This window comes from Dyella sp. (assembly GCF_051962475.1).
In the GTDB taxonomy this organism is placed as follows: Bacteria; Pseudomonadota; Gammaproteobacteria; order Xanthomonadales; family Rhodanobacteraceae; genus Dyella_A.
In genome coordinates, this window is record NZ_JBQCCF010000064.1 from 155718 (window position 1) to 182518 (window position 26801).

Genomic DNA, 26801 nt, shown 5'->3' on the forward strand with positions numbered 1-26801 from the left:
GCGTCGGCTAAGCCGGCGCCACGCGCAGTCGATCGATGCGTGCGCCGTCCATCGCGACCACCTCGAAGCGCCAGCCATCGGCGACCACGCCATCGCCCACCTGGGGGAAACGTCCAAGCTGCTGCAGCACCAGGCCGGCCAGGGTCGAGAAACTGTCGTCCACATTCAGTCGTTGGCCGAGCAGCTGTTCGGCGCGGCGCACGTCCAGCCCGGCGTCGAACAGCCAAGTGCCGTCTTCGTTCTGACTGGCCGACGGATCGCTGCCCAGCGCATCGGGAAACTCGCCGGCGATCACCTCCAGCACGTCGCTGGGCGTGACCAGGCCGAGCAGGCTGCCGTATTCGTCCACCACCAGCGCCACCTGCAGCGGCGCGCGGCGGAACTCGTCGATCAGCCGCAGCACGCTGAGCGACTCGAGCACCATCAGCGGCTTGCGCACCACGCTGTCCAGCTCGATCCGACCGTGGTCGAGCAGGCTGGCCAGAAGGTCGCGCGTGGACGCCACGCCGAGCAGATCGTCCAGGTCGTCGTGGGCCAGCGGCAGCCAGCTGTGGCCGGCCTCGGCCAGCTCGCGTCGCACGGTCGGCAGGTCATCGCGCGGATCGATCCAGCGGATCTCCGGGCGCGGCGTCATGATCGAGCGCACCGGGCGCTGAGCCAGATCCAGCACGCCCTGCACCATTGACAGCTCGTCCTTGCCGAACACCGCCACCGCGGGAGCTTCCTCGTCGGTGCCGGCAGACGGCTTGCTCGCTTCGCCCTCGTCCTCCACGCCACCGGCACCGAGCAGGCGCAGTACCGCTTGCGCCGTGCGGTCGCGCAGGTGTCGAGCGCTGCCGAGCAGGCTGCGCTGGCGATTGCGGCGCATGGTCTGGTTGAACACCTCGATCATGATCGAGAAGCCGATCGCCGCGTACAGGTAGCCCTTGGGGATGTGGAAGCCGAAGCCTTCGGCGACCAGACTGAAACCGATCATCAGCAGGAACGACAGGCACAGGATAATCACCGTCGGCCGCGCGTTGACGAACGCGGTGAGCGGCTTGCTGGCGCTGATCATGATCACCATCGCGGCGACCACGGCAATCATCATTACCGACAGGTGATCGACCATGCCTACCGCGGTGATCACCGAGTCCAGCGAAAACACCGCGTCCAGCGCCACGATCTGCGCCACTACCAGCCAGAACCTCGCCGGCGCGCGCGCACCGCCTTCGCCCACGTCAGACGCTTCCAGTCGCTCGTGCAGCTCCAGCGTGGCCTTGAACAGCAGGAACGCCCCGCCCAGCAGCAGGATGATGTCGCGCCAGGACAGCGAAAAACCCTGCCATTGCACGATGGGCGTGGTCAGCTTGACCAGCCAGCTCATCGCGCCGAGCAGCAACAGTCGCATGAGCAAGGCGATCGCCAGGCCGCTGATGCGGGCGCGGTCGCGGTGACTAGGCGGCAGCTTGTCGGCGAGGATCGCGACAAACACCAGGTTGTCGATGCCCAGCACGATCTCCAGCACCACCAGGGTGAGAAGACCGGCCCAGGCGGTGGGGTCGGCAAGCCAGTCGAATGCGAACATGGGCAGCGCCTCGGCGCGGGATTCCTCCGTGTGTGGACGCACCACTATACAAGCCACCGCGCGCCACCATGACCGATGGCAGGGATTGCGCCGTGCCGAGCGCTCCCGCTAGCGTCGAGCCGCCCTGCCACCGAAACGGATCACCGCCCCCGTGAATGCCTCCGCCGAACTGTTCGCCGCTCCGCCTCCGATGCCGCCGACCCTGCCGGCCCCGGTGCGCGCGCCCGGCGTGGGCGAGGCGATCGGCCTGCTGGCGCTGTATTTCGCCCTGCAACTGGCAGTGGGCTTTACCGCCGGCTCGCTGGTGGGGCTGGTGGTCGGCATGCGTATCGGCTTGGCCCACGACGGCGCCAGGGGCAGCAGCGACCACACCATGAGTGCGCTGCAGGCCGCCCTGAGCAATCCGGACCTGCGCACCGGGGTCACCGCCGCGACCTTGCTGATCGCCGCCTCGGTCACGTTGTGGATCGTGCATCGGCGCTGGCCGCGCCAGTGGCGCCTGGGCTCCGCCTGGCAGGGCTTCGGGTTTGCGCCCAGCGCCGGCGCGGCGTTCTACGCGGCGGCCCTCGCGCTGGGCGTGGGCGTGCCGATCATCGGCGGCATGCTCACCCATCTGCTGGCAGGCAGCCACCCGGTCACCCAGAGCATTGCGCAGATGGGCCAGAGCGCCTCGCTCAGCGGGCGCCTCGTGCTGGCGCTCTCGGCCGTCACGCTGGGGCCGCTGGTGGAGGAAACCCTGTTCCGCGGCGTGCTGTTTTCGTCCCTGCTCGGCTTTCGCCGAGCGCCGGCGATGGCCACCGCGGGCAACACGCGCATCGCGCTGGCGATGGGCCTGAGCGCGCTGCTGTTCGGCATGGTCCACCTGCCGGACCTGGGCTGGCGCTGGTACGCCGTACCCAATCTCGCCCTGCTCGGCCTCGGCTGCGCCTGGCTGCGCCTCAAGTCCGGTTCGCTATGGCCGGCGGTGATGGCGCACGGCATCAACAACGTGCTCGCGGTGGCGGGCTGGTTCGTGGTGGCGCATCCGCCAGGCTGACCGCGCGGCGCAGGATTCAGCGTCGCTGCGCGAACCGCGCCAGCAGCCGCGCGGTCTCGAACACCGGCAGGCCCATGACGCCGGAATAGCTGCCTTCCAGATGCTCCACCAGCACGCCGCCGCGACCCTGGATGGCGTAGGCACCGGCCTTGCCGAACGGTTCGCCGGTGGCGACGTAGGCGGCGATGGCGGCCTCGTCCAGCGCGGCAAAGCGTACGCGGGACACGCACACCTCGCTGTCCTGATGCCGCGCATCGACCGCCCACACGGCCGAGATCACCTCGTGCGTGCGGCCGGACAGCCGGCGCAGCATGGCCGCGGCATCGGCCGCATCGGCGGGCTTGCCGAATACCTCGTCGTCCAGCACCACCTCGGTATCGCTGCCGAGCACCATGGCGTGCGGGTCGGCCGTGGCGGCAAGGCCCGCCAGCGCCTTGTCGCGGGCGACACGGCTCACGTAGTGACGCGGCGATTCGTCGGCGGCACGCACCTCGGGCACCGCCACGTCGATGACCTGGAAGGCCACGCCGATCTGCTCCAGCAACTGGCGGCGACGCGGGGACTGCGAGGCGAGATAGAGCATGGGGTGATCCGCCGGCAGCCGGTTCAGAGCGTGAGACTGTATTCGCAGAACTGGCGGTCGCGCACCCAGCCCAGCGATTCGTAGAGCGCCTGGGCCGGTGCGTTGTCCAGCGCGGTGGACAGACTCAGGCCCACCGCGCCGAGCGCGCGCGAGCGCTCGGCCGCGGCGGTAAGCAGGGCGCGTGCCACACCGGCACGGCGAGCCGAGGCGGCAACGAAAAGATCGTTGAGCAGATACACCCGCGCCGTGCGCACCGAGGAAAACAGCGGGTAGAGCTGGGTGAACCCGGCCGGCACGCCGTCGCGCTCGGCCAGCAGGATCAGCGACTGATGATGACCGAAGCGCTCGGCCAGGAAGGCACGTGCACGCGGCAGGTCGGCGGCCTGCCCGTAGAACTGGCGATAGGCGTCGAACAACGGCGCGAGGGCATCGAGGTCGTGGATATCGGCGGTACGGACACTGAGGGCCATGGGCAGCTCGTCGGAGGTGGGCGGCACAGCATACCGTCGCTGCGCGGCGGGGCGCCTCAGGCGCGGTGGTACGGGTGCCCGGCGGCGATCGTGGTGGCGCGATACAGCTGCTCGGCCAGCACCAGACGCACCAGCATGTGCGGCAGCGTCAACGGGCCCAGCGACCAGCGCTGCTCGGCGCGCGCCAGCACCTCCGGCGCGTGACCGTCAGGGCCGCCGATGAGGAAGGCCAGGTCGCGACCGGCCATGCGCCACTGGCCCAGCTGCGCGGCGAGCTCTTCGCTGGACCAGGTCTTGCCGCGACCGTCGAGGGCGATCACGTGAGTGTCGCGCGGAATAGCGGCAAGTATCGCAGCGCCTTCGTCGAGGATCGCGCGGGCGTCGTCACGCCCCTTGCCGCGAGCGCCGGGCTTGAGCTCGATCAACTCCAACGGCAGCTCGTGCGAGAGCCGTTTGCGGTATTCGGCAAAGCCCTCGGCGACCCAGCCGGGCATGCGCTCACCGACGGCGATCAGGCGTGCGCGCATCGCCAGCCCAGATCAATCAAGACAGATGGCGCAGATCGCCACACGGACATCCGCTCTCCGACCGGCAGAGCGAGAAAAGCGTGGTCAGCCCGCGCTGGCGGCACTGGCGTCCGGCTCGCGATCGCCGACGGTCCACAGGCGCTCGAGGCCGTAGAACTCGCGGATGCGCGGCAGCATGACGTGGACGATCACGTCGCCCAGGTCCACCAGCACCCACTCCGCCTCCTGCTCGCCTTCCACGCCAAGCGGCATCACGCCCGCCTTCTTGGCGAACTTCACCACTTCGTCAGCGATGGATTTGACGTGCCGAGCAGAGGTGCCCGAGGCGATCACCAGCAGGTCGGCAATGGACGTGCGGCCGCGAACGTCGATCTCACGAACGTCCTTGGCCTTGAGTTCCTCCAGCGCGCTGATCACGTGCTGGCGCAGCTTGGAGGTGGTCACCGACTTGTCGGTGCGGGAAGAGTTAGCCAAGAGGGGGAGCCTCGGTGCAAATCACAGCGCAGAATCGCGCCGGCGCAGTATACCGCCCCTCCCCGGCGCCCCGCCGCAGGACCGGCCGGAGAATCCTGAACGAGCGCGCTGCAGGCCCGGCCACAGGCGCCGGGCTCCGGCAAGCCGGAGCCCGAACGCAATCACATGCCGCCGCTCTTCATGGCGTCGCCCTTCATCGAGTCGCCCTTCATGGCGTCATCCTTCTTCATGGAATCGCCCTTCATGGCGTCGTGCTTCATCGCATCGTGTTTCATCGAATCGTGCTTCATGGAGTCATGCTTCATGGAGTCGCCCTGCATGGCGTCGTGCTTCATCGAGTCATGCTTCATCGAATCGTGCTTCATGCCGTCACCCTGCATCGCCGCGCCGCTGTCGTGGGCCATGCTGTCCTGCGCGAGTGCGGTGGTGGCGAAGCTGCCGGCGAACACGGCGCAGGCCAGGCCGAGCGCGAGCTTGCTGAGATTTTTCATGCGACGTTCTCCTGAAAGTGGGTGTGCAGCGGGCGCCGCACCTCCCTCTTTCGCCGCCGCGATGGCGCCGGTTACGCCGGGCGAATCATTCGCGCTGAATCATTCGCTTTGAATCAGCCGCGCCGGATCAGCCGCCCACCGCACAGCGCATTGGCGCCGATCACCAGGCCCACCGCCAGCGCGTGCATGGCCAGGTCGGTGGCCGCCGCGTCGAACTCGTGGCAGATCTCGAGCAGGCTGGCCGATGCGGCGGCGCTGGCTAGGCCGATCATCACCGCGGTGAGCACCGGTCGCAGCGGGTAGGCGCGGCGCAGCAGCCACACCATCAACACTGACAGCGGCAGCGAGAACGTCAGGATGAAACCGAAGCAGCCGTGGGTCTGCGCCAGGGTGGCCACTTCGGTGTCGGGCGCCACCCAGTCGCGCAGGCAGCCCATGCCGCTGGCGCCGATCCACAGCAGCGCCGGCGGCAGCACCAGCCAGGCGCGGCGCACGGAACGCCCCGGTACACCCAGCGAAAAAGCTACCCAGCCGGCGACAATCGCCGTCAGCACGGCGCCCAGACCGGCCCAGGCCAGATCCGGCGCGCCGGCCCAGCGGGTGAGCATCGGCGTCAGCCCGTAGTGCCGGGCCAGCAACGTGGCCAGCAGCGCCAGCAGCACGGTCCAGCCGATCGCCCGCTGCAACGGTGAGCGCAGCCGACGCACGGGCGCCAGCTCGGCGCCCAGCGCGTGGATCAGCGAATCGTGGGAAGGCGCGTCGGCCACGTCAGGAGTCTCCGTGCAGTCGCCCGCGCAGCGCCTTGAGGGCGCGATGCAGGTTCACTTTCAGGGCGCCGGTGGAGCGCCCGGTGAGTTCGGCGGTTTCGGCCAGCGAGCGCTCGCGCAGGCCCAGGTGCTCGACCGCTTCGCGCTGGCCCGGTGGCAGCGTGGCGATCGCCTCGCGCAGGGCGGCGGCGCGCTGGTCGTGTTCGGTGGCGTCGCTGGCTTCGCCTTCTTCGGCGAAATTCTCGACCGCCAGCGGCTCGTGCAGCTCACGGCGATCGCGACGACCGTGCTGGCGCAGCGCATCGATGCCGCGCCGGGCCGCGATGGCGGCCAGCCAGGCGTGGTAGGAGCGCGACGGGTCATAGGTATGGCGCACGCGATGGATGGTGATCAGGGTTTCCTGCACCACGTCGTCGAGCAGGTCCACCGGCACGCCCTGCCGGCGCGCCACGCTGCGGATCACGCCGACCGACTCGCCCAGCACACGCTCGTAGGCGGCACGGTCGCCCGCCTGCGCAGCCGCCATCCACGCGGCGCGGCGCAGGTCCGCCTGCTGGTTGTCGCTGAGCGATGAATCATCCACGCGCCGGACCGCGTCCCTGTGCCATACAAGGGCGTCATCTACGCCTATCGCGAGGGCGTTGGTCAAGACGGCGGACATCGGGCGTTCCGGGCAAGGGCCTGTCTGTGATTCGCTGCATCTTGCGGCCCGGTTACTGCGTAGATCCTGGAGGTAACTGCGCAAGCCCGGCCGGCGAACAGAAACGGCCGAAGGGCTTCACCGAACGATCGTGAGGAAACACCCATGTCCCGTACCCAGGAACTCGTGATGCTGGAGCGCCGCCGCCTGCTACGCGCCACGCTGGCCGGCGGCGCGCTGGCCGCACTCGGCGGGTTGACGTTCGTGCCCCGCCTGTTCGCCCGCGACCAGGGCGCCGCCAGGCCGGATGCAGCCGGCAGAGTCACGCTGCAGTGCTTCGCCGACGATGGCCGCGCGCTGGGGCCGTGCAAGGTGAAACGCCTGGTGCTCAGCGAGGCCGAGTGGCGCCGCCGCCTCTCCCCAGCGGCGTACTACGTAATGCGCCAGGATGGTACCGAGCGCGCCTTCAGCGGCGACCACGAAAAACCCGACCGGCCCGGCCTGTTTCGTTGCCCCGGTTGCGCCACGGCGCTGTTCGATGCCGCTACCGAGTTCGATTCCGGCACCGGCTGGCCGAGCTTCTGGCAACCAATCGCCGCGGCCAACGTGATCGAAAAACGCGACACCACCTTCGGCATGGTGCGCACGGAAGTCCGCTGCGCCGGCTGCGACAGCCACCTGGGCCACGTGTTCGACGACGGCCCGCGCCCCACCGGCCTGCGCTACTGCATGAACTCGGTGGCGCTGCGCTTCGTGCCGCGCACGGCCTGAACGCCACCGGCGGTACTGAGCGGGTTGACCGGCTAAAGGAGAGCGCGTGCGCGTCGTCTACCAGAGGTAGCCGTACGGCCGGACCCGGACGCCGCAATCGCGCAGAAAATCTTCGATCGCGCGGCCCACCGGACGCCCGCGCGGGTGGCACCACGCCAGGCCTGTCAGCAGCACCGGCAGCAGCACGCCGGTCAGCTGGAGCTCGAGCAGCAGCCACAGGCCATCGATGCCGAGCGCGACGACCAGCATAGCGACGGAAAACAGCTCCGGGCGCGCGCTCAGTGCCAGCAGCAGGACGACGCTGACTGCCACCAACGTGCGAGGCCGCTACATCCCTTGATCCTGCCGCCTCACCGGTCTTGTCGCTCGAAGTTTGTCCAGCGACACCGTAGAGGGCTGGCTGCCGTGCAGGCCGCGAGTAACAGGCGTCACTCCTGACCCGGCCGATAGGCATCGAGCAGACCGGGCATATCCACGACACGCTCGGGCAGCAGATAGCGCGGCGACCGCCCCTGCGCGAGCAGGCTGCGGATGCGGGTGGCAGAGACTTCCAGCGGCGTCACGTCCAGCAGCAGCACGCGGCCGGCCGGCTGCTGGCGCCAATCGTCCTGCGGCGTCGTCAGCCGGCCCTGCACCCAGGCATTCAATTCTGCCGGCCAGTCGGAGGGGTATCCCGGTCGCGCGAACACGCCCAGGTGCGCCAGCTCGAACAGGCGCTGCCAGCGATGCCAGGTCAACAGGCCGGCGAAGGCGTCGGCGCCCATCAGCAGCACCAGCGGACGATCGCCGTGCTCCATACGCAGCGCCTCCAGCGTGTCCACGCTGTAGGAAGGGCCTGTGCGCCCCAGCTCGCGCAGGTCCAGCCGCAGACGGTCCTGTCCGGCCAGCGCGGCGCGCAACATGGCCACGCGCTGCTCGGCCGAGGCGGTCGGCGGCGGGCGGTGCGGCGGCACGCTAGCGGGCAGCAGATGCACCTCGGCATCCAGCAGCTCGCCCGCCTCCCAGGCCACACAGAGGTGGCCGATGTGCACCGGATCGAAGGTGCCGCCGAGAATCGCCAGCGGCTTCATGTCAGCGCGGCGGCGGCTCGCGGTTCGGCCATGGCGGCGATCAGCCGCTCGGCCTCCAGCCAGGCGTCACCTAACTCGCGGCCCTTGGCGATGCGGTCGATGCGCGCCGCGCGGGCGAGGCATTTGAGCCAGTGTTCACGCGGTGCCCGACGCAGCGCCTGGCGGAACAGCTGCTCGCGCGATTGCCACAGGCGCTCGGCCTTGGCCTGGGCGGCGAAATCGCGCGCATTGGCCAGGCGCAGCGCCAGCTGCAGCTGGTTGACCACCCAGCCCATCATCGGGATCAGATCTTCGCCCTCGGCGCGCAGGCCGGCCAGCACGCGCAGGGCGCGACCGCCGTCGCCGGCGAACGCGGCATCGGTGAGCTTGAAAGCGTCGTAGCGCGCGCTGTCGGCAACCAGGCTCTCCATCTCGTCGGCGCCGATGCGGCCCTTGCCGTCGTGCAGCACGACCAGCTTGTCCACTTCCTGTGCAGCAGCGAGCAGGTTGCCTTCGACCCGCTGCGCCAGCAGTGCCGCGGCGTCAGGCGTGGCGCTTAGCCCGCGCGAAGCGAGCCGCGCGCCGATCCAGCTGGCCCACTCGTGCGGGCGCGGCGCGTTGAACACCACCATCGCGCCGGCGGCATCGAGCTTCTTGCTCCAGGCGCCGTCGTGCTTGGCGCTCCAGTCGGTGGCCGTGATCAGCAGCGTGACGTCGGGTGGCGGGTTCTCGCAGAACGCGGTGATCGCCTTGGCGCCCTCCACGCCCGGGCGACCGGTGGGCAGGCGCAGGTCGATCAGCCGGCGCGTGGCGAACAGCGACATGCCGGCAGCGGCGCGGGCGAGGTCATCCCAGTCGAAATGCTGGCCGGTCTCGAGCACGTCGCGCTCGGTGTAGCCGAGCCGGCGCGCCTGCGCACGCAGCGCGTCGGCTGCCTCCAGCACCAGCAGCTCCTCGCCGGCCAGCAGGTAGACGCTGTGCAGGCGATCGCCGGCCAGCATCTTCTGCCATTGCGCAGGCGCCAGCGGCATGGCTTAAGGCGTGCCGGCCGCCGCGGCGTCGGCGCGCTTGGCGGCCGCCTGCAGACGGAACAGGATCGACTGCACCATGTCGTCTACCAGGCTGCGCTGGATCTCCTGCACCTGAGCGTCATTGCCGATGGTGTTGGTGGCGTCGTAGCTGTATTCGCGCGACATCTGGATGTCCTGCAGCGGCAGCAGCACCCGGCCGGCGGAGTCGCTGACGCTGACCTTCACCTGGTAGTGCACCGAGTATTCGGTGACGCGCGCGCCGCCGCTGATGCTCAGCGAATCGGTGCTGAAGCTCGCCTGCGGCACGGCCAGTTCGGCCACGCCCGGTCCGCTGGCGTCCTCGACCGTGATGCCGGAGTTGCGCAGCGCACGGGCCAGGTTGCGTTGCAGATCACCGCCATTGTTCACGGTGAGATGGATGTGCTGCATCGACTCAGGCAGCGCCACGCTCTGGCGCAGATGGAAACCGCAGCCGGACAGCAGCAGGGCCAAGACCAGCAGGGGCGACAGCTTCACGAGGCGGCTCATGGATTTCATCCTGCGACGATGTTGACGATCTTGCCGGGCACCACGATCACCTTGCGCACGGTCAGGCCTTCAAGATACGCGAGTACCTGCGGATGCGCGCGGGCCATCGCCTCGGCCTCCTCCTTCGAGGCGTTGGCCGGCACCTCGATGGTGCCGCGCAGCTTGCCGTTGACCTGCACCGCAAGGGTGAGCGAGTCGCGCACCAGTGCGGACTCGTCCACGCGCGGCCACGGCAGCGTCTCCAGCACCGTTTCCGGGTGGCCGAGCACCTGCCACAGCGCGTGGCTCAGGTGTGGCGTGACCGGGTTGAGCAGCAGCACCATCGCCTCCAGCGCCTCGTGGCGCACGGCGCGGCCCTGCTCGCTCATGTCGGTGAATTTGCCCAGCGCGTTGAGCAGCTCCATCAGTGCGGCGATCGCGGTGTTGAACGCGTGGCGGCGGCCAAAATCGTCGCCGACTTTCTGGATCGTCTCGTGCAGCTGGCGACGCAGCGCCTTCTGGCCAGCGTCGAGAGCGGCCGGATCGACCTCCGGATGATCCGGCTGCGACGCATGCGTGGTGACCTCGCGCCAGAACCGGCGCAGGAAGCGCGCCATACCCTCCACGCCGGCCTCGCTCCACTCCAGCGACTGCTCCGGCGGCGCAGCGAACATCGAGAACAGGCGCACCGTGTCGGCGCCGAACTTGTCCACCATGCTCTGCGGGTCCACGCCGTTGTTCTTCGACTTGGACATCTTCTCGGTGCCGCCGATCTGCACCGGCTGGCCGTCGGACTTTAGTCGCGCGCCGATCACCCGTGCCTTGTCGTCGCGCTCGATTTCGACATCGGCCGGATTGATCCAGTCCTTCGAGCCGTCGGCGTTCTCGCGGTAGAACGTCTCGGCGATCACCATCCCCTGGCACAGCAGATTTGTGGCCGGTTCGGCGGACTGCACCAGCCCCGCGTCGCGCATGAGCTTGTGATAGAAGCGGAAGTACAGAAGGTGCAGGATCGCGTGCTCGATGCCGCCGATGTACTGGTCCACCGGCAGCCAGTAGTTGGCGCGCGCGTCCACCTGCTCGGCGGCGCCCGGCGAGGTGTAGCGGGCGTAGTACCAGCTCGACTCCATGAAGGTGTCGAAGGTGTCGGTCTCGCGCTCGGCCGCGCCGCCGCACCCGGGGCAGGTGGTCTTGCGCCACTCGGGGTCGGCCTTGATCGGCGACTGCACGCCGCCACCCTTGGAATATACGTCGGCCACGTCTTCCGGCAGCCGCACCGGCAGCTGGTCTTCCGGCACCGGCACGTCGCCGCAGGTCGGGCACCGGATCACCGGGATCGGGCAGCCCCAGTAGCGCTGGCGGCTCACGCCCCAGTCGCGCAGGCGGTAGTTCACGCGGCGCTGGCCGCGGCCTGCGCCTTCCAGCCGGGCGGCCAGCGCGTCCAGCGCCTGGGCGAAATCCATGCCGTCGAACTCGCCGGAATTGACCAGGATGCCGCGCTCGGTCCAGGCGCCGTCCTCCTGGATGGCGCGCTCGAAATCCTCCACCAGGCGCACCGCGGCGGAGGTGTCGTAGGCGTCGGTGTCGCCGCCGCGCAGCGCGATGCGCATCGGATCGGCGCCGACGCCAGCCTTCAGGTCGTGGCGGATCTCCGCCAGCGCATCGACCACCGCGCGGCTGACGATCACCATGCGGATCGGCAGGCTGTACCTCTTCGCGAACGCCCAGTCCCGCTCGTCATGCCCGGGCACCGCCATCACCGCGCCGGTGCCGTAGCCCATCAGCACGAAGTTGGCCACGAACACCGGGATCTTCTCGCCGGTGATCGGATGCACCGCGCGCAGGCCGGTGTCCATGCCGCGCTTTTCCTGGGTCTCCAGCTCGGCCTCGGACACCCCGCCCTGGCGCAGCTCCTCCAGGAACGCGGCCAGCCGCTCGTTGTCCTGTGCCGCCTGCAGCGCCAGCGGATGCTCGCCGGCCACCGAGACGAAGGTAACGCCCATAAGCGTGTCCGGCCGCGTGGTGAACACTGTCAGCGGCTCCACCGGGTGCCCGTCGGCGTCCTCGACGTCGAAGCGGATCTCCAGGCCCTCACTGCGGCCGATCCAGTTGCGCTGCATGGTCTTGACCGCATCCGGCCAGCCCGGCAGCGTGTCCAGGCCGTCGAGCAGCTCCTGCGCGTAGTCGGTGATCTTCAGGAACCACTGCGGGATCTCGCGCTTCTCCACCAGCGCGCCGGTGCGCCAGCCGCGGCCGTCGATCACCTGCTCGTTGGCCAGCACGGTCTGGTCGACCGGGTCCCAGTTCACCACGCTGTTCTTGCGGTAGGCCAGGCCCTTCTTCATCAGCCGCACGAACATCCGCTGCTCGTGCACGTAGTAGTCCGGCTTGCAGGTGGCGAACTCGCGCGACCAGTCGATCGCGTAGCCCAGCGACTTCAGCTGCCCGCGCATGTGCTCGATGTTGGCGTAAGTCCACTTCGCCGGCGCGGTGCGGTTCTTGATGGCGGCGTTTTCCGCCGGCAGGCCGAACGCATCCCAGCCCATCGGCTGCAGCACGTTCTTGCCCTGCATGCGCTGGAAGCGGCTGATTACGTCCCCGATGGTGTAGTTGCGCACATGGCCCATGTGCAGCGCACCGGACGGGTACGGCAGCATCGACAGGCAATAGAACTTCGGACGGCTGGCGTCCTCGCTCACCTCGTAGGCGCGCTCGGCCGTCCAGTACTGCTGCGCGGCCGCCTCGACCGCCTGCGGCCGGTAGCCGTGCTCGCCCGCTTCGGCGTTGGCGGAAGGGGAACCCTGATCGTCGATGTTCTGCATGTGTCCAATGCCGTTGATGCGTGATGCGGCAGCGCCTGCGGCCAGTCGAGCCGCTGCTGCGTGAAGCCGGCCAGCCTAGCCCAAGCGCCGAGCCCCCGCCAAGCCTGCGCCGGCGGGATCGTGCCTGCTCAGCCGCCGGGGCAGCGGGCGCTGCCGTCGGCCAGCGCGCGGACCGCCGCGGCCACCTCGCCGGCCAGCTGGCCCAGCGCCTGCTGATGCGCCTGCACCAGCGCGTCGTAACCGGCGCCGGACACGGCCTGGTTGAAGCGGCTGGTGCAGGCCAGCGTGCGCTCGGGCGCGTCGCCGCCCATCACGCGCACGCTCCAGGCCGCCTCCAGCAGCGCGTCGCTGCCGGGCTGGGAATCGAAGCGGCGCACGTCGACCTTGATCCGCGCCACGCGGGCACCCTCATGGGCCAGTCCGCTGACGTCGGGGCGACCCAGTGCCTGGGCCAGATCGGCCGACAGCGCGCCGCGGATCTCGTCGCCCAGCGGCGCGATCCAGCGATGACTGTCGAGCAGGGCCACGCCCTGCCCGCCCTGGCGGATTACCAGCTGCGGCTGGTCGTCCTGCGCCGGCACGCTCACCGGCAGCAGCTCGAACGGCAGTCCAGGCGCCGCCGGCGCCATCGCACCTGCCGCAGGCGCGGGCGCGACCAGCGTGTAGTAATGCGTGGGCGCCGAGGCGCAGGCGCCCAGCGCCAGCGCGGCAGTGATCGGTGCGAGGCGGCGGGACAGCAGGTGGATCAGGCGCGTCATGGCTGGCTCCCGGCAGCATTCGTGGACGATTTGGTAGGCGTACGCGGTGCCGGCGCGGGATCGGCCTTGCGGCCGCGGATCAACGCCTCCGGATGCGTGCCGAGGTAGTCGCTGAACACGCGCAGCGAACGCGCCATGCGCTGTAGCTCCTGCAGTGTGCCCTGCAGGTTCTGCTGCAGGGGCGAGTCGGACGACAGCGCGCTGCTGGTGGTGCCCAGCGTCTTGCGGGCGTCCTTGAGCGTGCCCTTGAACTCCGGCAGCACCTCGCCATTGACCTGCTTGAGGGTCTTATCGAGGTTGGCCAGCGAGTCGTTCAGATGCATGCCGATGCTGTCGAACGGGATCTTGTGGATCTTGTCGACGATCTCGGCCAGTTGCTCCTGCAGCTTGTCGAAGCTGCCCGGCGCGGTGGGAATTTCCAGCGGCTTGGCGGCGGCATCGAAGTCCGCCTTGGGCGCCTTGGGCAGGAAGTCCATCGCGATGTAGAGCTGACCGGTCAGCAGGTTGCCGGTGCGCGCTTGCGCGCGTAGGCCGTGAGCGACGAGCTTGCCGACCATCGGCGCCAAGTCGCCCCCCTCGCCGTGCGCCTGCGACAGCGCCGCGAGCTTGTCGTAGGCGCGGCCAAGCCGCTGCGGATAGATCACCGCACCGACCGTCACCGGGAAGCGCTCGCGCTTCTCGTCGTAGTCCATGTTGATCGACACCACGCGGCCGATGTTGATGCCGAGGAACTCCACCGGCGCGTCCACCGCGAGCCCGCGCAACGACTGATCGAAGCGCATGCGCACGTACTGCGGCGGACCGTCCGGCGGCGCCATCGCGGTGGCCTTCTCGTCGAACAGCCGATAGGTGGAACCTTCCGGCGCGGCGCTGGCGTCGTGCGGCCCGGGTGGGTCCTGGAACGCCACGCCACCGGCCAGCACCGCGGCCAGCGACTGGGTATTCACCTTCAGGCCGTTGGCGCCCAGCGACACGTCCAGCCCGCTGGCGTTCCAGAAGCGCGAGGAGCGACTGACGAAACGGTCGTACGGGCCGTCGACGAAGATCTGGAAGGTGACCCCCTTGCCGTCCTTGTCCAGCGCGTACGACGACACCCGGCCGACCTGGATGCGGCGGAAGTACACCGGCGAGCCGATATCCAGCGACCCCAGATCCTCCGCGTGCAGCGCGAAGCTCTTGCCCGGCGCGCCATAGGTCACCGCGGGCGGCTGCTCCAGCCCGGTGAAGTCGTAGCGCGACTCCTGTGAGGTACCCACGTCGACGCCAATGAACGCGCCGGAGAGCAAGGTATCCACGCCCGACACGCCACCGAGCCCGATGCGCGGGCGCACTACCCAGAATCGCGTGTCGGCCTTGGCGAAGCCCTCGGCGCTCTTGTCCAGCGCCACCTTCACGCGCACCTTGCTGCGATCAGGGGTGAGGCCGATGCGGGTGACCTTGCCGATCACCACGTTCTTGTATTTCACCGGCGTCTTGCCGGGGTCTAGCCCCTGCGCGGATTCGAAGCTGATGGTGATGCTCGGCCCGGCCTGCAGCCAGCTGTTGACTACCAGCGACAGGCCCACCAGCGCCGCCAGGATCGGCACCAGCCAGATCAGCGAGGCGCCGAAGCGCCGCCGGTGCACCACGGGCTGCGGCAGGTCGTCGCCGGACGGAGCGGTTTCTTCAGTCATCGTTGTCCCTGTTATCCCAGATCAAGCGCGGATCGAAGCTCATCGAAGCGAGCATCGTCGCCACCACGGTCAGGCCGAAATAGATCACCCCCGGCAGCGGCTCCACCTGGCTCAGCACGCCGAAGCGCACCAGCGCGGTCAGCAGCGCCACCACGAACACGTCGAGCATCGACCAGTAGCCGATGAATTCCACCAGCCGGTAGAGCTTCGCACGCTGACGCTGCGCCCAGCTGCTGCCTCGGCGCACGCTGATCAGCAGCATGCCCAGCACCAGGAACTTCAGCATGGGCACCACGATACTTGCCGTGAAGACGATGACGGCCAGGTCGGGCGAGCCCTTCACCCACAGCTCCACCACCCCGCTGAGGATGGTGTTGTCGTCCACGTCGCCCAGGCTCACCGTGCGCATGATCGGCAGCAGGTTGGCCGGCAGGTAGAAGATGAAGGCGGCGATCAGCAGCGCCCAGGTGCGGCTGATGCTGGCCGACTTGCGCCGATGCAGCTGCGCGCCGCAGCGCGGGCAGGCCAGGTCGTGCGTGCGCGTGTCGCGACAGACCAGGCCGCACACATGGCAGCCGATCAAGCCCAGCTCGCCGGCGCGCGGCAGCGCGCTCATCGGCGCCGCTCCTGCGTCACGTCCCACAACTGGCGCAGGTCGACCGTGCCGAACACGGTGATCAGCAGCATCAGCGCGCCGTACGCGAAGATGCCCGGATCCGGCACCACCTCGAAATACACCCGCGCCTTGACGATCGCCACCATCGCGCCGAGCACGAACACCTCGCTCATCGTCCACGGCCGCAGGTAGTGCAGCGCGATCATGGCGCTACGAAAGCCCGGGCCGCGCTCGCCGCGACGGGCGAACCAGAACACCCAGCCGAACAGCGTCATCTTCAGCAGCGGGAAAAAGAACAGCGTAAGCGAGGCCAGCACCGCCACCACTTCGGCGTGCTGCTGCCACATCGTGATGATCGTGCCCCACAGCGTGGTGCTGCTCGGGCGACCGTTGAGTTCCAGCGTGACGATCGGCCAGATGTTGGCCTGCACGAACACCACCATCGCCGTGGCGGTGAGCGCGAGCAGTTGGTCCGGGCCCAGCCGCGGATGGCGCTCGAGCACGAAGTTGCAACGCTCGCAGCACGCCACCTCGCCCCGCGCGAGCGGGCGACGGCGGTATACCGTGTCGCAGTGCTCGCAGATGAGCAGCCCGGCCGTGGTCGTTGGCGTGGTGGTACCCATGCGTGGCGTGCCGCTTTCCGAGCAGGTCATCGTGAGGATTCTCGCAAATCTGGCGCGCTGGCGCTGAACTTCGTGCGACCGCGGTCGAGCCTGCGTGAGCCTTGATATGCTCGGCGACGCCCCGATCTTCGGGCGCCATCGCCGCCTGGAGCATGACCGTGACCGATTCCACCCTTCCGCATGTCTTCGAAGTCACCCAGGACAATTTCGAGGCCGACGTGCTGCAGGCCTCGCTGAACACGCCCGTGCTGGTGGACTTCTGGGCCACCTGGTGCGAGCCGTGCAAGACGCTGGGCCCGCTGCTGGAGCAGCTCGCCGCCGAGTACAACGGCGCGTTCCGGCTCGGCAAGATCGATGTGGACGCGCACCAGCAGCTCGCCGCGATGTTCGGCATCCGCTCGATTCCCACCGTCATGCTGGTGAAGGACGGGCAGATCCTCGACGGCTTTGCCGGCGCGCTGCCGCTGGGCCAGCTGCGCGAGTTCCTGTCGCGCCACGTGCAACCTCTGGAGGGCGCGCCCGCCGCCGAGGAGCCGTTCGCCGAAGCGGTCGAATCGCCCGAAGAGGCGGTAAACCGCCTGCAGCAGGCGATCGCCGCCGAGCCGAACCATGACGAGCTGAAGCTCGACCTGGCGCTGGCGCTGATGCGGGTAGGCAACGTCGCCGGCGCGCAGGCCGAGTTGGACGCCCTGCCGGCCAAGCTCGCCACCGACGCGCGCGCCGTACGCCTGCGCAGCCAGCTCGATCTGGCCCGCGCCCTCGATGGTGCGCCCGACCTGGCCACCCTGCGCCAGCGCGTGGAGGCCGACCCGGCCGACTGGGCCGCGCGCGATCAACTCGGTGTGCGACTGCTGCTGGAAAACGACGCGGCTGCCGGCCTGGACCAGTTCCTCGCGATTCTGGAAAAAGCGCGCGACTGGAACGACGGCGCGGCCAAGAAGCGTCTGCTCGCCGCCTTCGCCACGCTGGACGATGCCGAGCTGGTCGGCCGTTACCGCCGGCGCATGGCTTCGCTGCTGTTCTGAGCGATGGGCAACGCCGCCACGGGTGGCGGCTACGCCTCGAGGCACCACTCCATACGCATTCGTATGTTTGCGCTAAGCTCGGGGGCCTACCACCCCGCGAGCCCCGCTGATGCGCCCCAGCACCTTTCGCCGCCTGCTCAACCTCTGGCCGCCGTTCCTGTTCAACAGCATTCGCCTGCAGACACTGAGCGATGACTGGAGCGAGGCGCGGGTGGTGCTGCGACTGCGCCCGTGGAACCGCAACTACGTGCGCACCCAGTTCGGCGGCAACCTGTTCGCGATGACCGACCCGTTCTGGATGCTGCTGGCCATGCACCAGCTCGGCAGCGATTACCTGGTGTGGGACAAGGCCGGTGCGATCGACTTCGTCGCACCCGGCCGCGAGGACGTCTACGCGCACTTCAAGCTGGAGCCGTCGGTGGTCGACGAGCTGCGCCAGGCTGCGGCCGGCGGCGGCAAGGTGCTGCGCTGGTTCGAGACCGAGGTCGCCACCGCTTCCGGCGAAGTGGTGGCCCGCGTGCGCAAGCAACTCTACGTGCGGCTCAAGCCGCGGGCACGCTGAAGGCGCCTTGCAAAAGCCCACCATGGGCAACGGATGAGGATGCCTGTCGCAGCACGACTTCTCTGCCCACTCATTCCTGCTCGAAGCGAGTGACCTCCCCGAGCGCGGCCTCGGCCCTGCGCACGCTGTGACCTACCGCGCTGTCCTCCAGCGTTCGGACGTAACCGAGGCGCCGCATCAGCCACACCACCAGTGCAACCAGCGCAAGGCCCACCACGCCACTCGATAGCGACCACAGCAGGAAGCGACCATCGTCGTATTGCCACACATCGAAGCCGTATTCAGCCAGGTTCATCCACAACACGGGAATCCAGATGAAGCAAGCGATCACTGCGTTGGCCGGCGCCTCGACGCGCAAGCGCCACAGGCGCAGGTCGGCCAGCCGGCGCTGGATCTCGAGCACGGGCGCGGCGTAGTCGATGCGCTGGATCAGATACAGAATGCGCGCGGCAGACGCGATGAAAAGCAGCCCACAGAGGTGCACGAGCAGACCGCAGATCAGCAAATGCGTAACCTGCCGATGACCGACCCAGAAAGACCCGCCCCACAGCGCGAGGATCGCGCCGATTGCCAGTTGAACTCCCTGCCCCCATACGAGTGGACGCAGGCCGCGGCGGGCCTTTTCCAGCTTACGTTCTCGGAACATTTCTATCTGCAGCGATTCCTGCGTCCCGATCCGGGCGTCGAGCCCCTGCCAAGCCTGCTTGAAGTCGTCCAGTTCCATTGTCATGCCCTCGGAGAGTCGGCTTCCGCGGCAACCATCCGTCCGCGCAGCTTCTGCTTGATGCGACCGATCTTGGTCGCGACGTTGGTCTCGCTGATCCCCAGCACCTCGGCGATCTCCGCGTAGCTGCGGTCCTCCAGGTACAGCAGAATCAGCGCGCGATTGAGCGCATCGAGTTCCCCGATGAAGGCGTACAGCGCGGTCAGGCGCTCGTCTTCCTCCGCAGCACCGGAATCGGCAAGCGTGTCCAGGTGATGCGCATCGAGCGGTTCGACGCGCCCGGCCAGCAGGGCGCCGTCGCGCCGCCGGTAGGAGATCGCCACGTTGAGCGCGATCCGGTACATCCAGGTCGACAGCTTGGCGCGGCTCGCGTCGTAGCGGCCGAACGAGCGCCACAGCTGCACGCGGATCTCCTGCGCCAGGTCGCGGCGATCCTCCAGGTCGCGGGCGTAGACGGCCGCCACCTTGAGGATGATCCCGCGATGCTCGTGCAGCAGCGCCTCGAACGGCGGTGAGTGAGTGGCGGTGCGCATGCAAAATCCTGTTCCCGATTGCCAGCATGATTCGCACGGCGTGGGAAAAAATCACACCATCCGTCGCTGCGGTCGGCTCGCGGCCGGCCGGCGCTTACAATCGAACGCTTTCCCTCCCCGAGGATGCCGCCCCGATGCGACCCCTGCGCGTCAAACGCTACGTACTCACCGGCCTGCTGACCTTCCTGCCGCTGTGGGTGACCTGGCTGGTGTTCAAGTTCGTGTTCGGCGTGCTGGCCGGGCTGGGGGCGCCGATGGCCACGCTGGTGCGCCGGGCGCTGGGCCTGGCTGCGCCCGATGCCGCCGCCGCGCTCGGCCATGGCTGGACATTGGCGCTGATGGCGCTGGTGCTCACCGTGCTGGCGCTGTACGCGCTGGGCTGGGTGGCGACGCGCATGGTCGGCAAACGCATCATCGATGCCTTCGACAACCTGCTGGCCCGCATCCCGCTGGTGCAGACCATCTATGGCGGCACCAAAAAGCTGATGGCCGTGCTGCAGCAGAAGCCATCCGGCGTGCAGCGCGTGGTGCTGATCGACTTTCCACGCCCGGGCATGAAGGTCGCCGGCTTTGTCACCCGCGTGATGACCGAGCAGGGCAGCGGCCGCGAGATGGCGGCGGTATACATCCCCACCACGCCCAATCCCACCGGCGGCTACCTGGTGGTGGTGCCGGTGGACGAGCTCACGCCGACCGACTGGACGATGGACCAGGCGATGGCCTTCATCATCTCCGGCGGCGCGGTAGCCCCAGACACCCTGCCCGCCAGCCGCATGCCGCTGTAGGAGCGCACCCGGCGCGCGACCACCTCGCACCCGACCGTAGATCGACCGTGTTTCTTATATGTAACGATGCCGACGGTCGCGCGCAGGGTGCGCTCCTACACGGTCCGGCCAACATCGGTTTCATCCAGGACACCTCATGCCCCGACTGATCCTCGCCTGCCTGCTCGGCCTCGCCGCGCTAAGCGCGCAGGCCACCGACTGGACCACGCCCGCCGAGGCGGCGCACTTTCGCACCACGCCCAGCTACGCCGACACGCTCGCCTACCTGCAGCGCCTGCAAGGCGCTGCGCCGGACAAGCTGAAGCTGGTGAACTTCGGCACCACGCCGGAGGGGCGGCCGATGATGGCGGTGATTGCCAGCACAGATGGTACGTTCGACCCAGCCGCTGCGCGCGCCGCGCACAAACCGGTGGTGTTGCTGCAGGCGGGCATTCACCCGGGCGAGATCGAGGGCAAGGACGCCGGCCTGTTGCTGCTGCGGGATATCGCCGTCACTGGCAAGTGGCCGCACCTGCTCGATCACGCGGTGCTGGTGTTCATCCCGGTGTTCAGCGCGGACGGCCACGAGAACAGCTCGCCTTACCACCGCATCAACCAGAACGGCCCCGAGCGCCAGGGTTTCCGCGGCCAGGCGCAGTACCTCAACCTCAACCGCGACTACATCAAGGCCGACGCGCCGGAGATGCGCGCGTGGCTCAAGCTGTGGCAGCGCTGGCTGCCGGACTTCCTGATCGACGTACACACCACCGACGGCGCGGACTACCAATACGACCTCACCTGGTATCTGGAGGACGCCCACAAGCTCGACCCCGGCGTCTCCGCCTGGCAACAGGCGCTGATGGCCAAGGCGATTCCGGCCTACGAAAAGCGTGGCCACCTCGCCTCGATCTATCTGGAATTCAAGGACGGCCGCGATCCGACCAAGGGCATCGTCAATTTCGGCTCCGGCCCGCGCTTCTCCACCGGCTACGCCGCGCTACAGAACCGGCCTGCGCTGTTGATCGAGACGCACATGCTCAAGCCCTATGCGGTGCGCGTGCGCGCCACCTACGACCTGGTGCACCAGTTGCTGGTGCAGATCGACGGCGCCCCCGCGCCGTTGCTGGCCGCCAACGCGGCTGCGGATGCTCGCGTGATCGCCCGCGCCGGCCAACCCGGCGCGCAGGTGCCGGTCACCTTCAAGCCCTCGCCGGAGTCCACGCCACACCAACTCAAGGGCTATGCCTACACGCTCACTCACAGCGACGTTTCCGGCACCGAGTGGATTCACTACGACCCGCACACGCCACGCACCTACCGCATCCCCAACTGGAACGACCTGCTGCCGGATCTCCTGGTGACGCCGCCGGCGGCGTACGTGGTCCCGGCCCAGTGGACCGCGGTGATCGATCGCCTCGGCGCTCACGGCATCGCCATGCAGCGGATCGACCACGCCGTAACCGTCCGCGCCGCCGGCTACCAGCTTGATCACCCGCACTGGGCCGACGTGCCGTTCGAGGGCCACCTGATGCTGCGCGACGTCGACGTCACTCCGGTGACCCGCGAGGTCACCCTGCCGCCCGGCTCGATGATCGTGCCGATGGACCAGCGCGCCGCCAACGTGGCCATCGCGTTGCTCGAGCCGCAGGCGCCCGACTCGCTGCTGCGCTGGGGCTATCTCGATGCGGTCTTCGAGCCGAAGGAGTACGGCGAACCGCGTGTGCTGGAGCAGCTCGCGCGCGACATGCTGGCGAAGGATCCGGCGTTGAAGGCCGACTTCCAGCACCGCCTGGCCAGCGATGCCGCCTTTGCGGCCAGCCCGCGCGCCCGCCTGGAGTACTTCTTCGAACGCTCGCCCTGGTATGCCAGCCAGGCCGTCGGCGCCTACCCGGTGCTGCGGCTGGATGCCGCGCAGTGGCGCGCCCTGGCGGGCCATGACGGCCCATCGACCGTCACCCCTACCCCTGACCTTTGACACTGTCTGACCCATGACTCTTGGCCTAGCGTCAAAAGTCATGACCGCCGGCCGCCGGCCGGTCAGCACCTGCGTTCAACGCTCGCCTGCGGGCAAACCATCCACAGAGGGACATCCATGACCAAGCCGTACTTGAAACCCCTGGCGCTCGGCGTCAGCGTCGCGCTTTCGCTGGCCGCCTGCGGCAAGCAGGAGCAGGCCGCCGCTCCGGCCGCGCCGGCCAAGGCCAGCACCGCCGCCACCGCGGCAGCTGCACCGGCGCCCAAGAGCGCGTTCGACGTGAGCGAGCTGGACTCCAACATCAACGCCTGCCAGGACTTCAACGGCTTCGTCAACGACAAGTGGGTCGCCGCCAACCCGATCCCGAACGACCGCAGCCGCTGGGGTGCGTTCGACAAGCTGGCCGAGGACAGCCTCAACACCCAGCACAGCATCGTCGAAGACGCTGCCAAGAACGCCGCCAGCGCACAGGCCGGCTCGATCGAGCAGAAGATCGGCTACCTGTACCAGTCTGGCATGGACGAGGCCGCCCGCGAGAAGGCCGGCTTCGATCCGATCAAGCCCAAGCTCGAAGCGATCGCCGCGCTGAAGAACGGCAACGACGTAGCCGACTACCTGACCAAGAGCTTCGCCGACGGCGACCAGCAGGTGTTCTCGTTCGGCTCCGGCGCCGACTTCCAGCACGCCGACATGCAGATCGGCTACACCTTCCAGAGCGGCCTGGGTCTGCCAACCAAGGATTACTACCTCGATCCGAAGCACGCCGACGAGCGCAAGGCCTACCTCGGCTACATTGCCAAGACGCTGGAGCTCACCGGCGTGTCCGCCGAGGACGCAAAGAAGCAGGCCGACCAGGTGCTGGCGTTCGAAACCGAGCTGGCCAAGGCCTCCTTCGCGCCGGTGGAGCTGCGCACGCCCGAGCACCAGTACCACTTCGTCAGCGTCAAGGACGCCGACAAGATCACCCCGCATTTCAGCTGGGAGAAGTTCTTCAAGGCTCAGGACGTCGCCATCGACAAGGGCTTCTCGCTGTCGCAGCCGAAGTTCTTCGCCGAGTTCGACCAGCTGCTGGCCAAGGCGCCGGTGAGCCAGTGGCAGGCCTACCTGCGCTTCCACGTGGCCGACGACGCTTCGCCGTACCTGACCAAGGCGTTCGCCGACAACAAGTTCGACTTCTACGGCAAGACGCTGTCCGGCCAGCCGGAACAGAAGCCGCTGTGGAAGCGCGTGCTGGGCACCGTCAACTCCGGCATGGGCATGGCGCTGGGCGAGCTCTACGTGAAGCAGGAGTTCACCCCGGAAGCCAAGGCGCGTGCGCAGGAGCTGGTCGACAACGTGCGCAACGCCCTCAAGGCGCGCATCGAGAACCTCGACTGGATGAGCGCCGAGACCAAGGAAAAGGCGATCGCCAAGTGGAACACCTTCCTGCCCAAGATCGGCTACCCCGACAAGTGGCGTGACTGGTCCGGCCTCACCGTCACCCCGGACAACTTCTACGCCAACGTGATGGCCGCCGGTAAGTACAACTACCGCTACGACATCGACAAGATCGGCAAGCCGACCGACCGCAAGGAGTGGGGCATGACCCCGCAGACGGTCAACGCGTACTACAACCCGACCGACAACACGATCAACTTCCCGGCCGCGATCCTGCAGCCGCCGTTCTTCGACGCCAACGCCGACGACGCGGTCAACTACGGCGGCATCGGCGCGGTGATCGGTCACGAGGCCAGCCACGGCTTCGACGACGAGGGCAGCCAGTTCGACGGTGACGGCAACAACAAGAACTGGTGGACCAAGGACGACCGCACCAAGTTCGACGCCCGCACCGACAAGCTCGTCGCGCAGTTCAACTCGTACACGCCGATCAAGGCGCACCCGGACGCGCACGTCAACGGCAAGCTCACCCTGGGCGAGAACATCGCCGATCTCGGTGGCCTGAACGTGGCGTACGACGCGCTGCAGGTGGCGCTGAAAAACCACCCCGAGGAAGCCGGCAAGAAGATCGACGGCTACACCGAAGACCAGCGTTTCTTCCTCAACTGGGCCCGCGTGTGGCGTGGCAGCATCCGCGACAAGCAGGCGCTGCTTCAGCTCAACACCGACCCGCACGCACCGGCCTCGCTGCGCGCGATCGGCGCGCCGTCGAACATGCCGGCCTTCGCGGCGGCGTTCCAGTGCAAGCCGGGCGACGCGATGGTCCGCACCGGCGACCAGCAGGTGAAGATCTGGTAAGGCCGTACCGCTGACGCCCTGCCCTCGGGCGGGTCGCAGGCCGGAAGCCCCGCACGCGAGTGCGGGGCTTTTTTGTGCGCGGCATCCTGATTCGTGTTGCAAATCATTCTCATTTAAGTACTATGGCGACTCCGCGCCCAGCCCGCCTCAACGGTCGCCAGCGCATTACCCGCTCCCGTCCTCCCCGCACTGCAGCCGCAGCGCGGAACAGTGCCGGCTGGCCCGAATCTATGGCCGGCCCACCGACGGGGCAGACCGTTGCCGCAAGGAATCCGCATGGCCTTCATCACGTCGCGCAAGCACGCCCTCCCGACCACCGCCGCCCTGCTCACCGGCCTGGCGCTCGCCCCCGCGCTCGCCACCGCCAGCGACGTGGACACCACCGCCCAGATCAGCCAGGCGCGCCGCCTGCCCGGCCTGAAGGTGGAAGCGAACCGCGGCCCGGACTACCGCGTCGACGAACTGTCCTCGCCCAAGTACACCCAGCCGCTGCTCGATACCGCACAGACCGTGCAGGTGATCGGTCGCGACCTGATCGAACAGCAGGGCGCCACCACGCTCACCGAGGCGCTGCGCAACAGCCCGGGTGTGGGCACCTTCTACGCGGGCGAGAACGGCACCACCACCACCGGTGACGGCATCACCATGCGCGGCTTCGACACCTCCGGCAGCATCTTCGTCGATGGCGTGCGCGACCTCGGCTCCTACTCGCGCGATGTGTTCAACCTCGAGCAGATCGAGGTGACCAAGGGCCCGGACGGCACTACCTATGGTCGCACCGCACCCACCGGCGCGATCAACCTGGTCAGCAAGCAGCCGATGGCGAGCGATGCCGTGTCTGGCTCGCTCGCCTATGGCAGCGCCACCCAGCGTCGCGCGACCGCCGATTGGAACCAGACGCTGTCGCCCACCGCCGCCTTCCGGCTCAACGTGCTGGGCCAGGACAGCGGCGTGCCTGGCCGCGATGAGGTACGCAACAAGCGCTGGGGCGTGGCGCCCTCGCTCGCGTTCGGCCTGAAGACGGCCACGCGGGTTTATCTCGATGCGCTGCACGTCACCCAGCACAACCGCCCGGACGGCGGCGTCCCCACCGTGGGCCTGCCCGGCTACGGCACGCCCGACCCGACGCGCCCGTTCCTGGATGACGCCGCGCCGGTCGACCCATCAAATTTCTACGGCACCCTGGGCGACCACGACGACGTGCGCTCGGACATGCTCACCGCGATCGTGCAGCACGACTTCTCGCCCGACGTCACGCTGCAGAACACCGCACGCTGGGCGCGCACCCACCAGGATTACCAGCTGATCTCCTACCGCACGACCGCGGCCAACCTGCTCACGCCCGACCCCGCCGATCCCGCCACCTGGACGATCACCCGCGATCTACCCACGTTCAAGGATCAGACCAACCGCATCCTGACCAACCAGACCAACCTGCGCGTGCACACCGAAGGCCGCCACGTCGATCACGACCTCAGCCTTGGCGTGGAGCTGACGCGCGAGGAAGCCAGCGCGATCGGCCAGGCCGCGCTGGGTGGCAGCAAGCTCCCCGCCGCCAGCCTGTATGCGCCCGATCCCGATGTCGGCGGCCTGCTGGTGGGGCGTACCGGTGCGCGCAGTCGCGGCGTCACCCGCACGGCCGCGGTGTATGCCTTTGACACGCTGAGCTTCGGCGAGCGCTGGAAGATCAACGCCGGCGCCCGCTTCGACCACTACACCACCGACTTCGACAGCACCGTGCTGTGCGGCGCGCGCAACGCGCCGGCCTGCGGCACGCTACCGGCCTCCACGCCGGTGCCGGGGCTGGACACGCGCAGCTCCGGCAACCTGCCCAACTACAAGCTCGGCGTGCTGTATAAGCCAGCCGCGAACGGCAGCGTCTATGTCAACGTGGCGCAGTCGCAGGAGCCGCCGGGCGGCAACACGCTCACCCTGAGCAGCGCAGCGAACAGCGCGGACAATCCCAACCTCGATCCGCAGAAGGCCCGCACGGTGGAAGTGGGCACCAAGTGGGATGTGCTCGACGGCAAGCTGATGCTCACCGGCGCGCTCTACCGCACCACGGTCAGCAACGAACTGGTGCAGGACCCAGTAGACCAGCAGTACTACCAGGTCGGCCGCAAGCGCGTGCAGGGCGTGGAACTGGGCGCGGTCGGCCGGCTCACCGAGCACTGGGCGATCAGCGCCGGCTTCACCACGATGGATGCGACCGTGCTCAAGGGCGCCGTGGTGAGCAGCGACGGTTCGCGCGATCTGGCCTACACCCCGAAGCGCGCCTTCACCAGCTGGACCACCTACCGCTGGACCTCCGGCCTCACCCTCGGCGGCGGCGCGCGCTACGTGGGCGGGCTCAAGCGCGGCACCGATGGCGCCATCGGCACGCCAACCGCCACCGAGGCGTACTGGTTGTTCGACGCCGTGGCCAGCCTGCCGGTGAACCGGCATCTCAGCCTCCAGCTCAACCTCTACAACCTGTTCGACAAGCGCTACGTGGCCGCGATCAACAAGAGCGGCTACCGCTACACCCCGGGCACGCCGCGATCGGCGATGCTCACCGCCAACTTCCGCTTCTGACCGG

General features: G+C 68.5%; 27 protein-coding genes. 8 read left to right on the forward strand and 19 right to left on the reverse strand.

The genetic code is table 11. From position 1 onward, the window contains the following. Positions 1-7: 7 nt before the first annotated feature. Positions 8-1567 carry a TerC family protein gene (locus tag ACTHJF_RS14195; protein WP_440267684.1) on the reverse strand — a complete coding sequence of 520 codons (1560 nt, stop codon included), beginning with the start codon at positions 1565-1567 and terminating at the stop codon, positions 8-10. Between the two features lie 151 nt (positions 1568-1718). On the opposite strand from ACTHJF_RS14195, the gene ACTHJF_RS14200 reads away from it, so the two are divergent. Further along, positions 1719-2603: a lysostaphin resistance A-like protein gene (locus ACTHJF_RS14200; RefSeq protein WP_440267685.1), complete on the forward strand. Its 885-nt coding sequence runs from the start codon at positions 1719-1721 to the stop codon at positions 2601-2603. Positions 2604-2619: 16 nt separating this feature from the next. Here ACTHJF_RS14200 and ACTHJF_RS14205 read toward each other — a convergent pair whose 3' ends face one another. From ACTHJF_RS14205 to ACTHJF_RS14235, 7 genes are all read right to left on the reverse strand, one after another. After that, entirely contained in the window at positions 2620-3186 is a 567-nt protein-coding gene (locus ACTHJF_RS14205) for a Maf family protein (protein ID WP_440267686.1), read from the reverse strand. Between the two features lie 23 nt (positions 3187-3209). Continuing rightward, a complete protein-coding gene (locus tag ACTHJF_RS14210) occupies positions 3210-3656 on the reverse strand; it encodes an N-acetyltransferase family protein (protein ID WP_440267687.1) in 447 nt (148 codons plus the stop codon). A 56-nt stretch (positions 3657-3712) separates the two neighbouring features. Then, positions 3713-4183, reverse strand: a complete 471-nt coding sequence (gene rlmH, locus ACTHJF_RS14215) for a 23S rRNA (pseudouridine(1915)-N(3))-methyltransferase RlmH (protein WP_431636258.1) — start codon at positions 4181-4183, stop codon at positions 3713-3715. Between the two features lie 84 nt (positions 4184-4267). Then, positions 4268-4657: a ribosome silencing factor gene (gene rsfS, locus ACTHJF_RS14220; RefSeq protein WP_431636257.1), complete on the reverse strand. Its 390-nt coding sequence runs from the start codon at positions 4655-4657 to the stop codon at positions 4268-4270. 161 nt (positions 4658-4818) lie between these two features. Further along, entirely contained in the window at positions 4819-5148 is a 330-nt protein-coding gene (locus ACTHJF_RS14225) for a pentapeptide MXKDX repeat protein (RefSeq protein WP_440267688.1), read from the reverse strand. A 113-nt stretch (positions 5149-5261) separates the two neighbouring features. Continuing rightward, positions 5262-5915 carry an NrsF family protein gene (locus ACTHJF_RS14230; protein ID WP_440267689.1) on the reverse strand — a complete coding sequence of 218 codons (654 nt, stop codon included), beginning with the start codon at positions 5913-5915 and terminating at the stop codon, positions 5262-5264. A 1-nt stretch (position 5916) separates the two neighbouring features. After that, positions 5917-6441, reverse strand: a complete 525-nt coding sequence (locus ACTHJF_RS14235) for a sigma-70 family RNA polymerase sigma factor (RefSeq protein WP_431638093.1) — start codon at positions 6439-6441, stop codon at positions 5917-5919. Positions 6442-6720: 279 nt separating this feature from the next. Between ACTHJF_RS14235 and msrB the strand changes: the two genes are divergently transcribed. Then, positions 6721-7326 carry a peptide-methionine (R)-S-oxide reductase MsrB gene (msrB, locus tag ACTHJF_RS14240; RefSeq protein ID WP_440267690.1) on the forward strand — a complete coding sequence of 202 codons (606 nt, stop codon included), beginning with the start codon at positions 6721-6723 and terminating at the stop codon, positions 7324-7326. 57 nt (positions 7327-7383) lie between these two features. On the opposite strand, the gene ACTHJF_RS14245 is transcribed toward msrB, so the two are convergent. The 9 genes from ACTHJF_RS14245 to ACTHJF_RS14285 all read right to left on the reverse strand — a co-directional run bounded on the left by ACTHJF_RS14245 (position 7384) and on the right by ACTHJF_RS14285 (position 16405). Beyond that, positions 7384-7638 carry a hypothetical protein gene (locus tag ACTHJF_RS14245; RefSeq protein ID WP_440267691.1) on the reverse strand — a complete coding sequence of 85 codons (255 nt, stop codon included), beginning with the start codon at positions 7636-7638 and terminating at the stop codon, positions 7384-7386. A gap of 116 nt (positions 7639-7754) precedes the next feature. Then, positions 7755-8396 carry a nicotinate-nucleotide adenylyltransferase gene (gene nadD / locus ACTHJF_RS14250; RefSeq protein WP_440267692.1) on the reverse strand — a complete coding sequence of 214 codons (642 nt, stop codon included), beginning with the start codon at positions 8394-8396 and terminating at the stop codon, positions 7755-7757. Next, the gene (holA, locus tag ACTHJF_RS14255) at positions 8393-9406 is read right to left on the reverse strand and encodes a DNA polymerase III subunit delta (protein ID WP_440267693.1); all 1014 of its coding nucleotides are present in this window, start codon (positions 9404-9406) and stop codon (positions 8393-8395) included. The genes nadD and holA overlap by 4 nt, the downstream gene beginning before the upstream one ends. Before the next feature lie 3 nt (positions 9407-9409). Then, on the reverse strand, positions 9410-9934 hold the full coding sequence (locus ACTHJF_RS14260) for an LPS-assembly lipoprotein LptE (RefSeq protein WP_440267694.1): 525 nt from the start codon (positions 9932-9934) through the stop codon (positions 9410-9412). 5 nt (positions 9935-9939) lie between these two features. Then, a complete protein-coding gene (gene leuS / locus ACTHJF_RS14265) occupies positions 9940-12735 on the reverse strand; it encodes a leucine--tRNA ligase (protein WP_440267695.1) in 2796 nt (931 codons plus the stop codon). 128 nt (positions 12736-12863) lie between these two features. Then, the gene (locus ACTHJF_RS14270) at positions 12864-13493 is read right to left on the reverse strand and encodes a PqiC family protein (RefSeq protein WP_440267696.1); all 630 of its coding nucleotides are present in this window, start codon (positions 13491-13493) and stop codon (positions 12864-12866) included. Then, on the reverse strand, positions 13490-15166 hold the full coding sequence (locus ACTHJF_RS14275) for a PqiB family protein (RefSeq protein ID WP_440267697.1): 1677 nt from the start codon (positions 15164-15166) through the stop codon (positions 13490-13492). The genes ACTHJF_RS14270 and ACTHJF_RS14275 overlap by 4 nt, the downstream gene beginning before the upstream one ends. Continuing rightward, positions 15159-15782: a paraquat-inducible protein A gene (locus ACTHJF_RS14280; RefSeq protein ID WP_440267698.1), complete on the reverse strand. Its 624-nt coding sequence runs from the start codon at positions 15780-15782 to the stop codon at positions 15159-15161. Before ACTHJF_RS14280 ends, ACTHJF_RS14275 begins: the two co-directional genes overlap by 8 nt. Next, on the reverse strand, positions 15779-16405 hold the full coding sequence (locus tag ACTHJF_RS14285; protein WP_431638092.1) for a paraquat-inducible protein A: 627 nt from the start codon (positions 16403-16405) through the stop codon (positions 15779-15781). The genes ACTHJF_RS14280 and ACTHJF_RS14285 overlap by 4 nt, the downstream gene beginning before the upstream one ends. 152 nt (positions 16406-16557) lie before the next feature. Between ACTHJF_RS14285 and trxA the strand changes: the two genes are divergently transcribed. Both trxA and ACTHJF_RS14295 read left to right on the forward strand, forming a co-directional pair. Next, positions 16558-17430, forward strand: coding sequence for a thioredoxin (trxA, locus tag ACTHJF_RS14290; RefSeq protein ID WP_440267699.1), 873 nt, complete (start codon positions 16558-16560; stop codon positions 17428-17430). Positions 17431-17539: 109 nt separating this feature from the next. Further along, positions 17540-17992, forward strand: coding sequence for a DUF4442 domain-containing protein (locus tag ACTHJF_RS14295; protein ID WP_440267700.1), 453 nt, complete (start codon positions 17540-17542; stop codon positions 17990-17992). 70 nt (positions 17993-18062) lie between these two features. On the opposite strand, the gene ACTHJF_RS14300 is transcribed toward ACTHJF_RS14295, so the two are convergent. Beyond that, positions 18063-18716 carry a hypothetical protein gene (locus ACTHJF_RS14300; RefSeq protein WP_440267701.1) on the reverse strand — a complete coding sequence of 218 codons (654 nt, stop codon included), beginning with the start codon at positions 18714-18716 and terminating at the stop codon, positions 18063-18065. 2 nt (positions 18717-18718) lie between these two features. Then, on the reverse strand, positions 18719-19249 hold the full coding sequence (locus ACTHJF_RS14305) for an RNA polymerase sigma factor (protein WP_440267702.1): 531 nt from the start codon (positions 19247-19249) through the stop codon (positions 18719-18721). A 134-nt stretch (positions 19250-19383) separates the two neighbouring features. Between ACTHJF_RS14305 and ACTHJF_RS14310 the strand changes: the two genes are divergently transcribed. From ACTHJF_RS14310 to ACTHJF_RS14325, 4 genes are all read left to right on the forward strand, one after another. Then, complete coding sequence (locus tag ACTHJF_RS14310) at positions 19384-20034, forward strand: DUF502 domain-containing protein (RefSeq protein ID WP_440267703.1); 651 nt, start codon at positions 19384-19386, stop codon at positions 20032-20034. Between the two features lie 136 nt (positions 20035-20170). Beyond that, positions 20171-21988 (forward strand): M14 family metallopeptidase, encoded by a 1818-nt coding sequence (locus tag ACTHJF_RS14315; RefSeq protein ID WP_440267704.1) that lies wholly within the window; start codon positions 20171-20173, stop codon positions 21986-21988. Positions 21989-22105: 117 nt separating this feature from the next. Further along, on the forward strand, positions 22106-24223 hold the full coding sequence (locus tag ACTHJF_RS14320) for a M13 family metallopeptidase (RefSeq protein WP_440267705.1): 2118 nt from the start codon (positions 22106-22108) through the stop codon (positions 24221-24223). Positions 24224-24499: 276 nt separating this feature from the next. Beyond that, the gene (locus tag ACTHJF_RS14325) at positions 24500-26797 is read left to right on the forward strand and encodes a catecholate siderophore receptor Fiu (RefSeq protein ID WP_440267706.1); all 2298 of its coding nucleotides are present in this window, start codon (positions 24500-24502) and stop codon (positions 26795-26797) included. Positions 26798-26801: the final 4 nt, after the last annotated feature.

Bases quoted from the DNA above. Each gene is read 5' to 3' on its own strand.
- ACTHJF_RS14195 (WP_440267684.1), bottom strand. From the start codon at position 1,567: ATGTTCGCATTCGACTGGCTTGCCGACCCCACCGCCTGGGCCGGTCTT.
- ACTHJF_RS14205 (WP_440267686.1), bottom strand. From the start codon at position 3,186: ATGCTCTATCTCGCCTCGCAGTCCCCGCGTCGCCGCCAGTTGCTGGAG.
- ACTHJF_RS14210 (WP_440267687.1), bottom strand. From the start codon at position 3,656: ATGGCCCTCAGTGTCCGTACCGCCGATATCCACGACCTCGATGCCCTC.
- rlmH (WP_431636258.1), bottom strand. From the start codon at position 4,183: ATGCGCGCACGCCTGATCGCCGTCGGTGAGCGCATGCCCGGCTGGGTC.
- ACTHJF_RS14225 (WP_440267688.1), bottom strand. From the start codon at position 5,148: ATGAAAAATCTCAGCAAGCTCGCGCTCGGCCTGGCCTGCGCCGTGTTC.
- ACTHJF_RS14235 (WP_431638093.1), bottom strand. From the start codon at position 6,441: ATGGCGGCTGCGCAGGCGGGCGACCGTGCCGCCTACGAGCGTGTGCTG.
- msrB (WP_440267690.1), top strand. From the start codon at position 6,721: ATGTCCCGTACCCAGGAACTCGTGATGCTGGAGCGCCGCCGCCTGCTA.
- nadD (WP_440267692.1), bottom strand. From the start codon at position 8,396: ATGAAGCCGCTGGCGATTCTCGGCGGCACCTTCGATCCGGTGCACATC.
- holA (WP_440267693.1), bottom strand. From the start codon at position 9,406: ATGCCGCTGGCGCCTGCGCAATGGCAGAAGATGCTGGCCGGCGATCGC.
- ACTHJF_RS14260 (WP_440267694.1), bottom strand. From the start codon at position 9,934: ATGAGCCGCCTCGTGAAGCTGTCGCCCCTGCTGGTCTTGGCCCTGCTG.
- leuS (WP_440267695.1), bottom strand. From the start codon at position 12,735: ATGCAGAACATCGACGATCAGGGTTCCCCTTCCGCCAACGCCGAAGCG.
- ACTHJF_RS14270 (WP_440267696.1), bottom strand. From the start codon at position 13,493: ATGACGCGCCTGATCCACCTGCTGTCCCGCCGCCTCGCACCGATCACT.
- ACTHJF_RS14275 (WP_440267697.1), bottom strand. From the start codon at position 15,166: ATGACTGAAGAAACCGCTCCGTCCGGCGACGACCTGCCGCAGCCCGTG.
- ACTHJF_RS14280 (WP_440267698.1), bottom strand. From the start codon at position 15,782: ATGAGCGCGCTGCCGCGCGCCGGCGAGCTGGGCTTGATCGGCTGCCAT.
- ACTHJF_RS14285 (WP_431638092.1), bottom strand. From the start codon at position 16,405: ATGGGTACCACCACGCCAACGACCACGGCCGGGCTGCTCATCTGCGAG.
- trxA (WP_440267699.1), top strand. From the start codon at position 16,558: ATGACCGTGACCGATTCCACCCTTCCGCATGTCTTCGAAGTCACCCAG.
- ACTHJF_RS14295 (WP_440267700.1), top strand. From the start codon at position 17,540: ATGCGCCCCAGCACCTTTCGCCGCCTGCTCAACCTCTGGCCGCCGTTC.
- ACTHJF_RS14300 (WP_440267701.1), bottom strand. From the start codon at position 18,716: ATGGAACTGGACGACTTCAAGCAGGCTTGGCAGGGGCTCGACGCCCGG.
- ACTHJF_RS14305 (WP_440267702.1), bottom strand. From the start codon at position 19,249: ATGCGCACCGCCACTCACTCACCGCCGTTCGAGGCGCTGCTGCACGAG.
- ACTHJF_RS14310 (WP_440267703.1), top strand. From the start codon at position 19,384: ATGCGACCCCTGCGCGTCAAACGCTACGTACTCACCGGCCTGCTGACC.
- ACTHJF_RS14315 (WP_440267704.1), top strand. From the start codon at position 20,171: ATGCCCCGACTGATCCTCGCCTGCCTGCTCGGCCTCGCCGCGCTAAGC.
- ACTHJF_RS14320 (WP_440267705.1), top strand. From the start codon at position 22,106: ATGACCAAGCCGTACTTGAAACCCCTGGCGCTCGGCGTCAGCGTCGCG.
- ACTHJF_RS14325 (WP_440267706.1), top strand. From the start codon at position 24,500: ATGGCCTTCATCACGTCGCGCAAGCACGCCCTCCCGACCACCGCCGCC.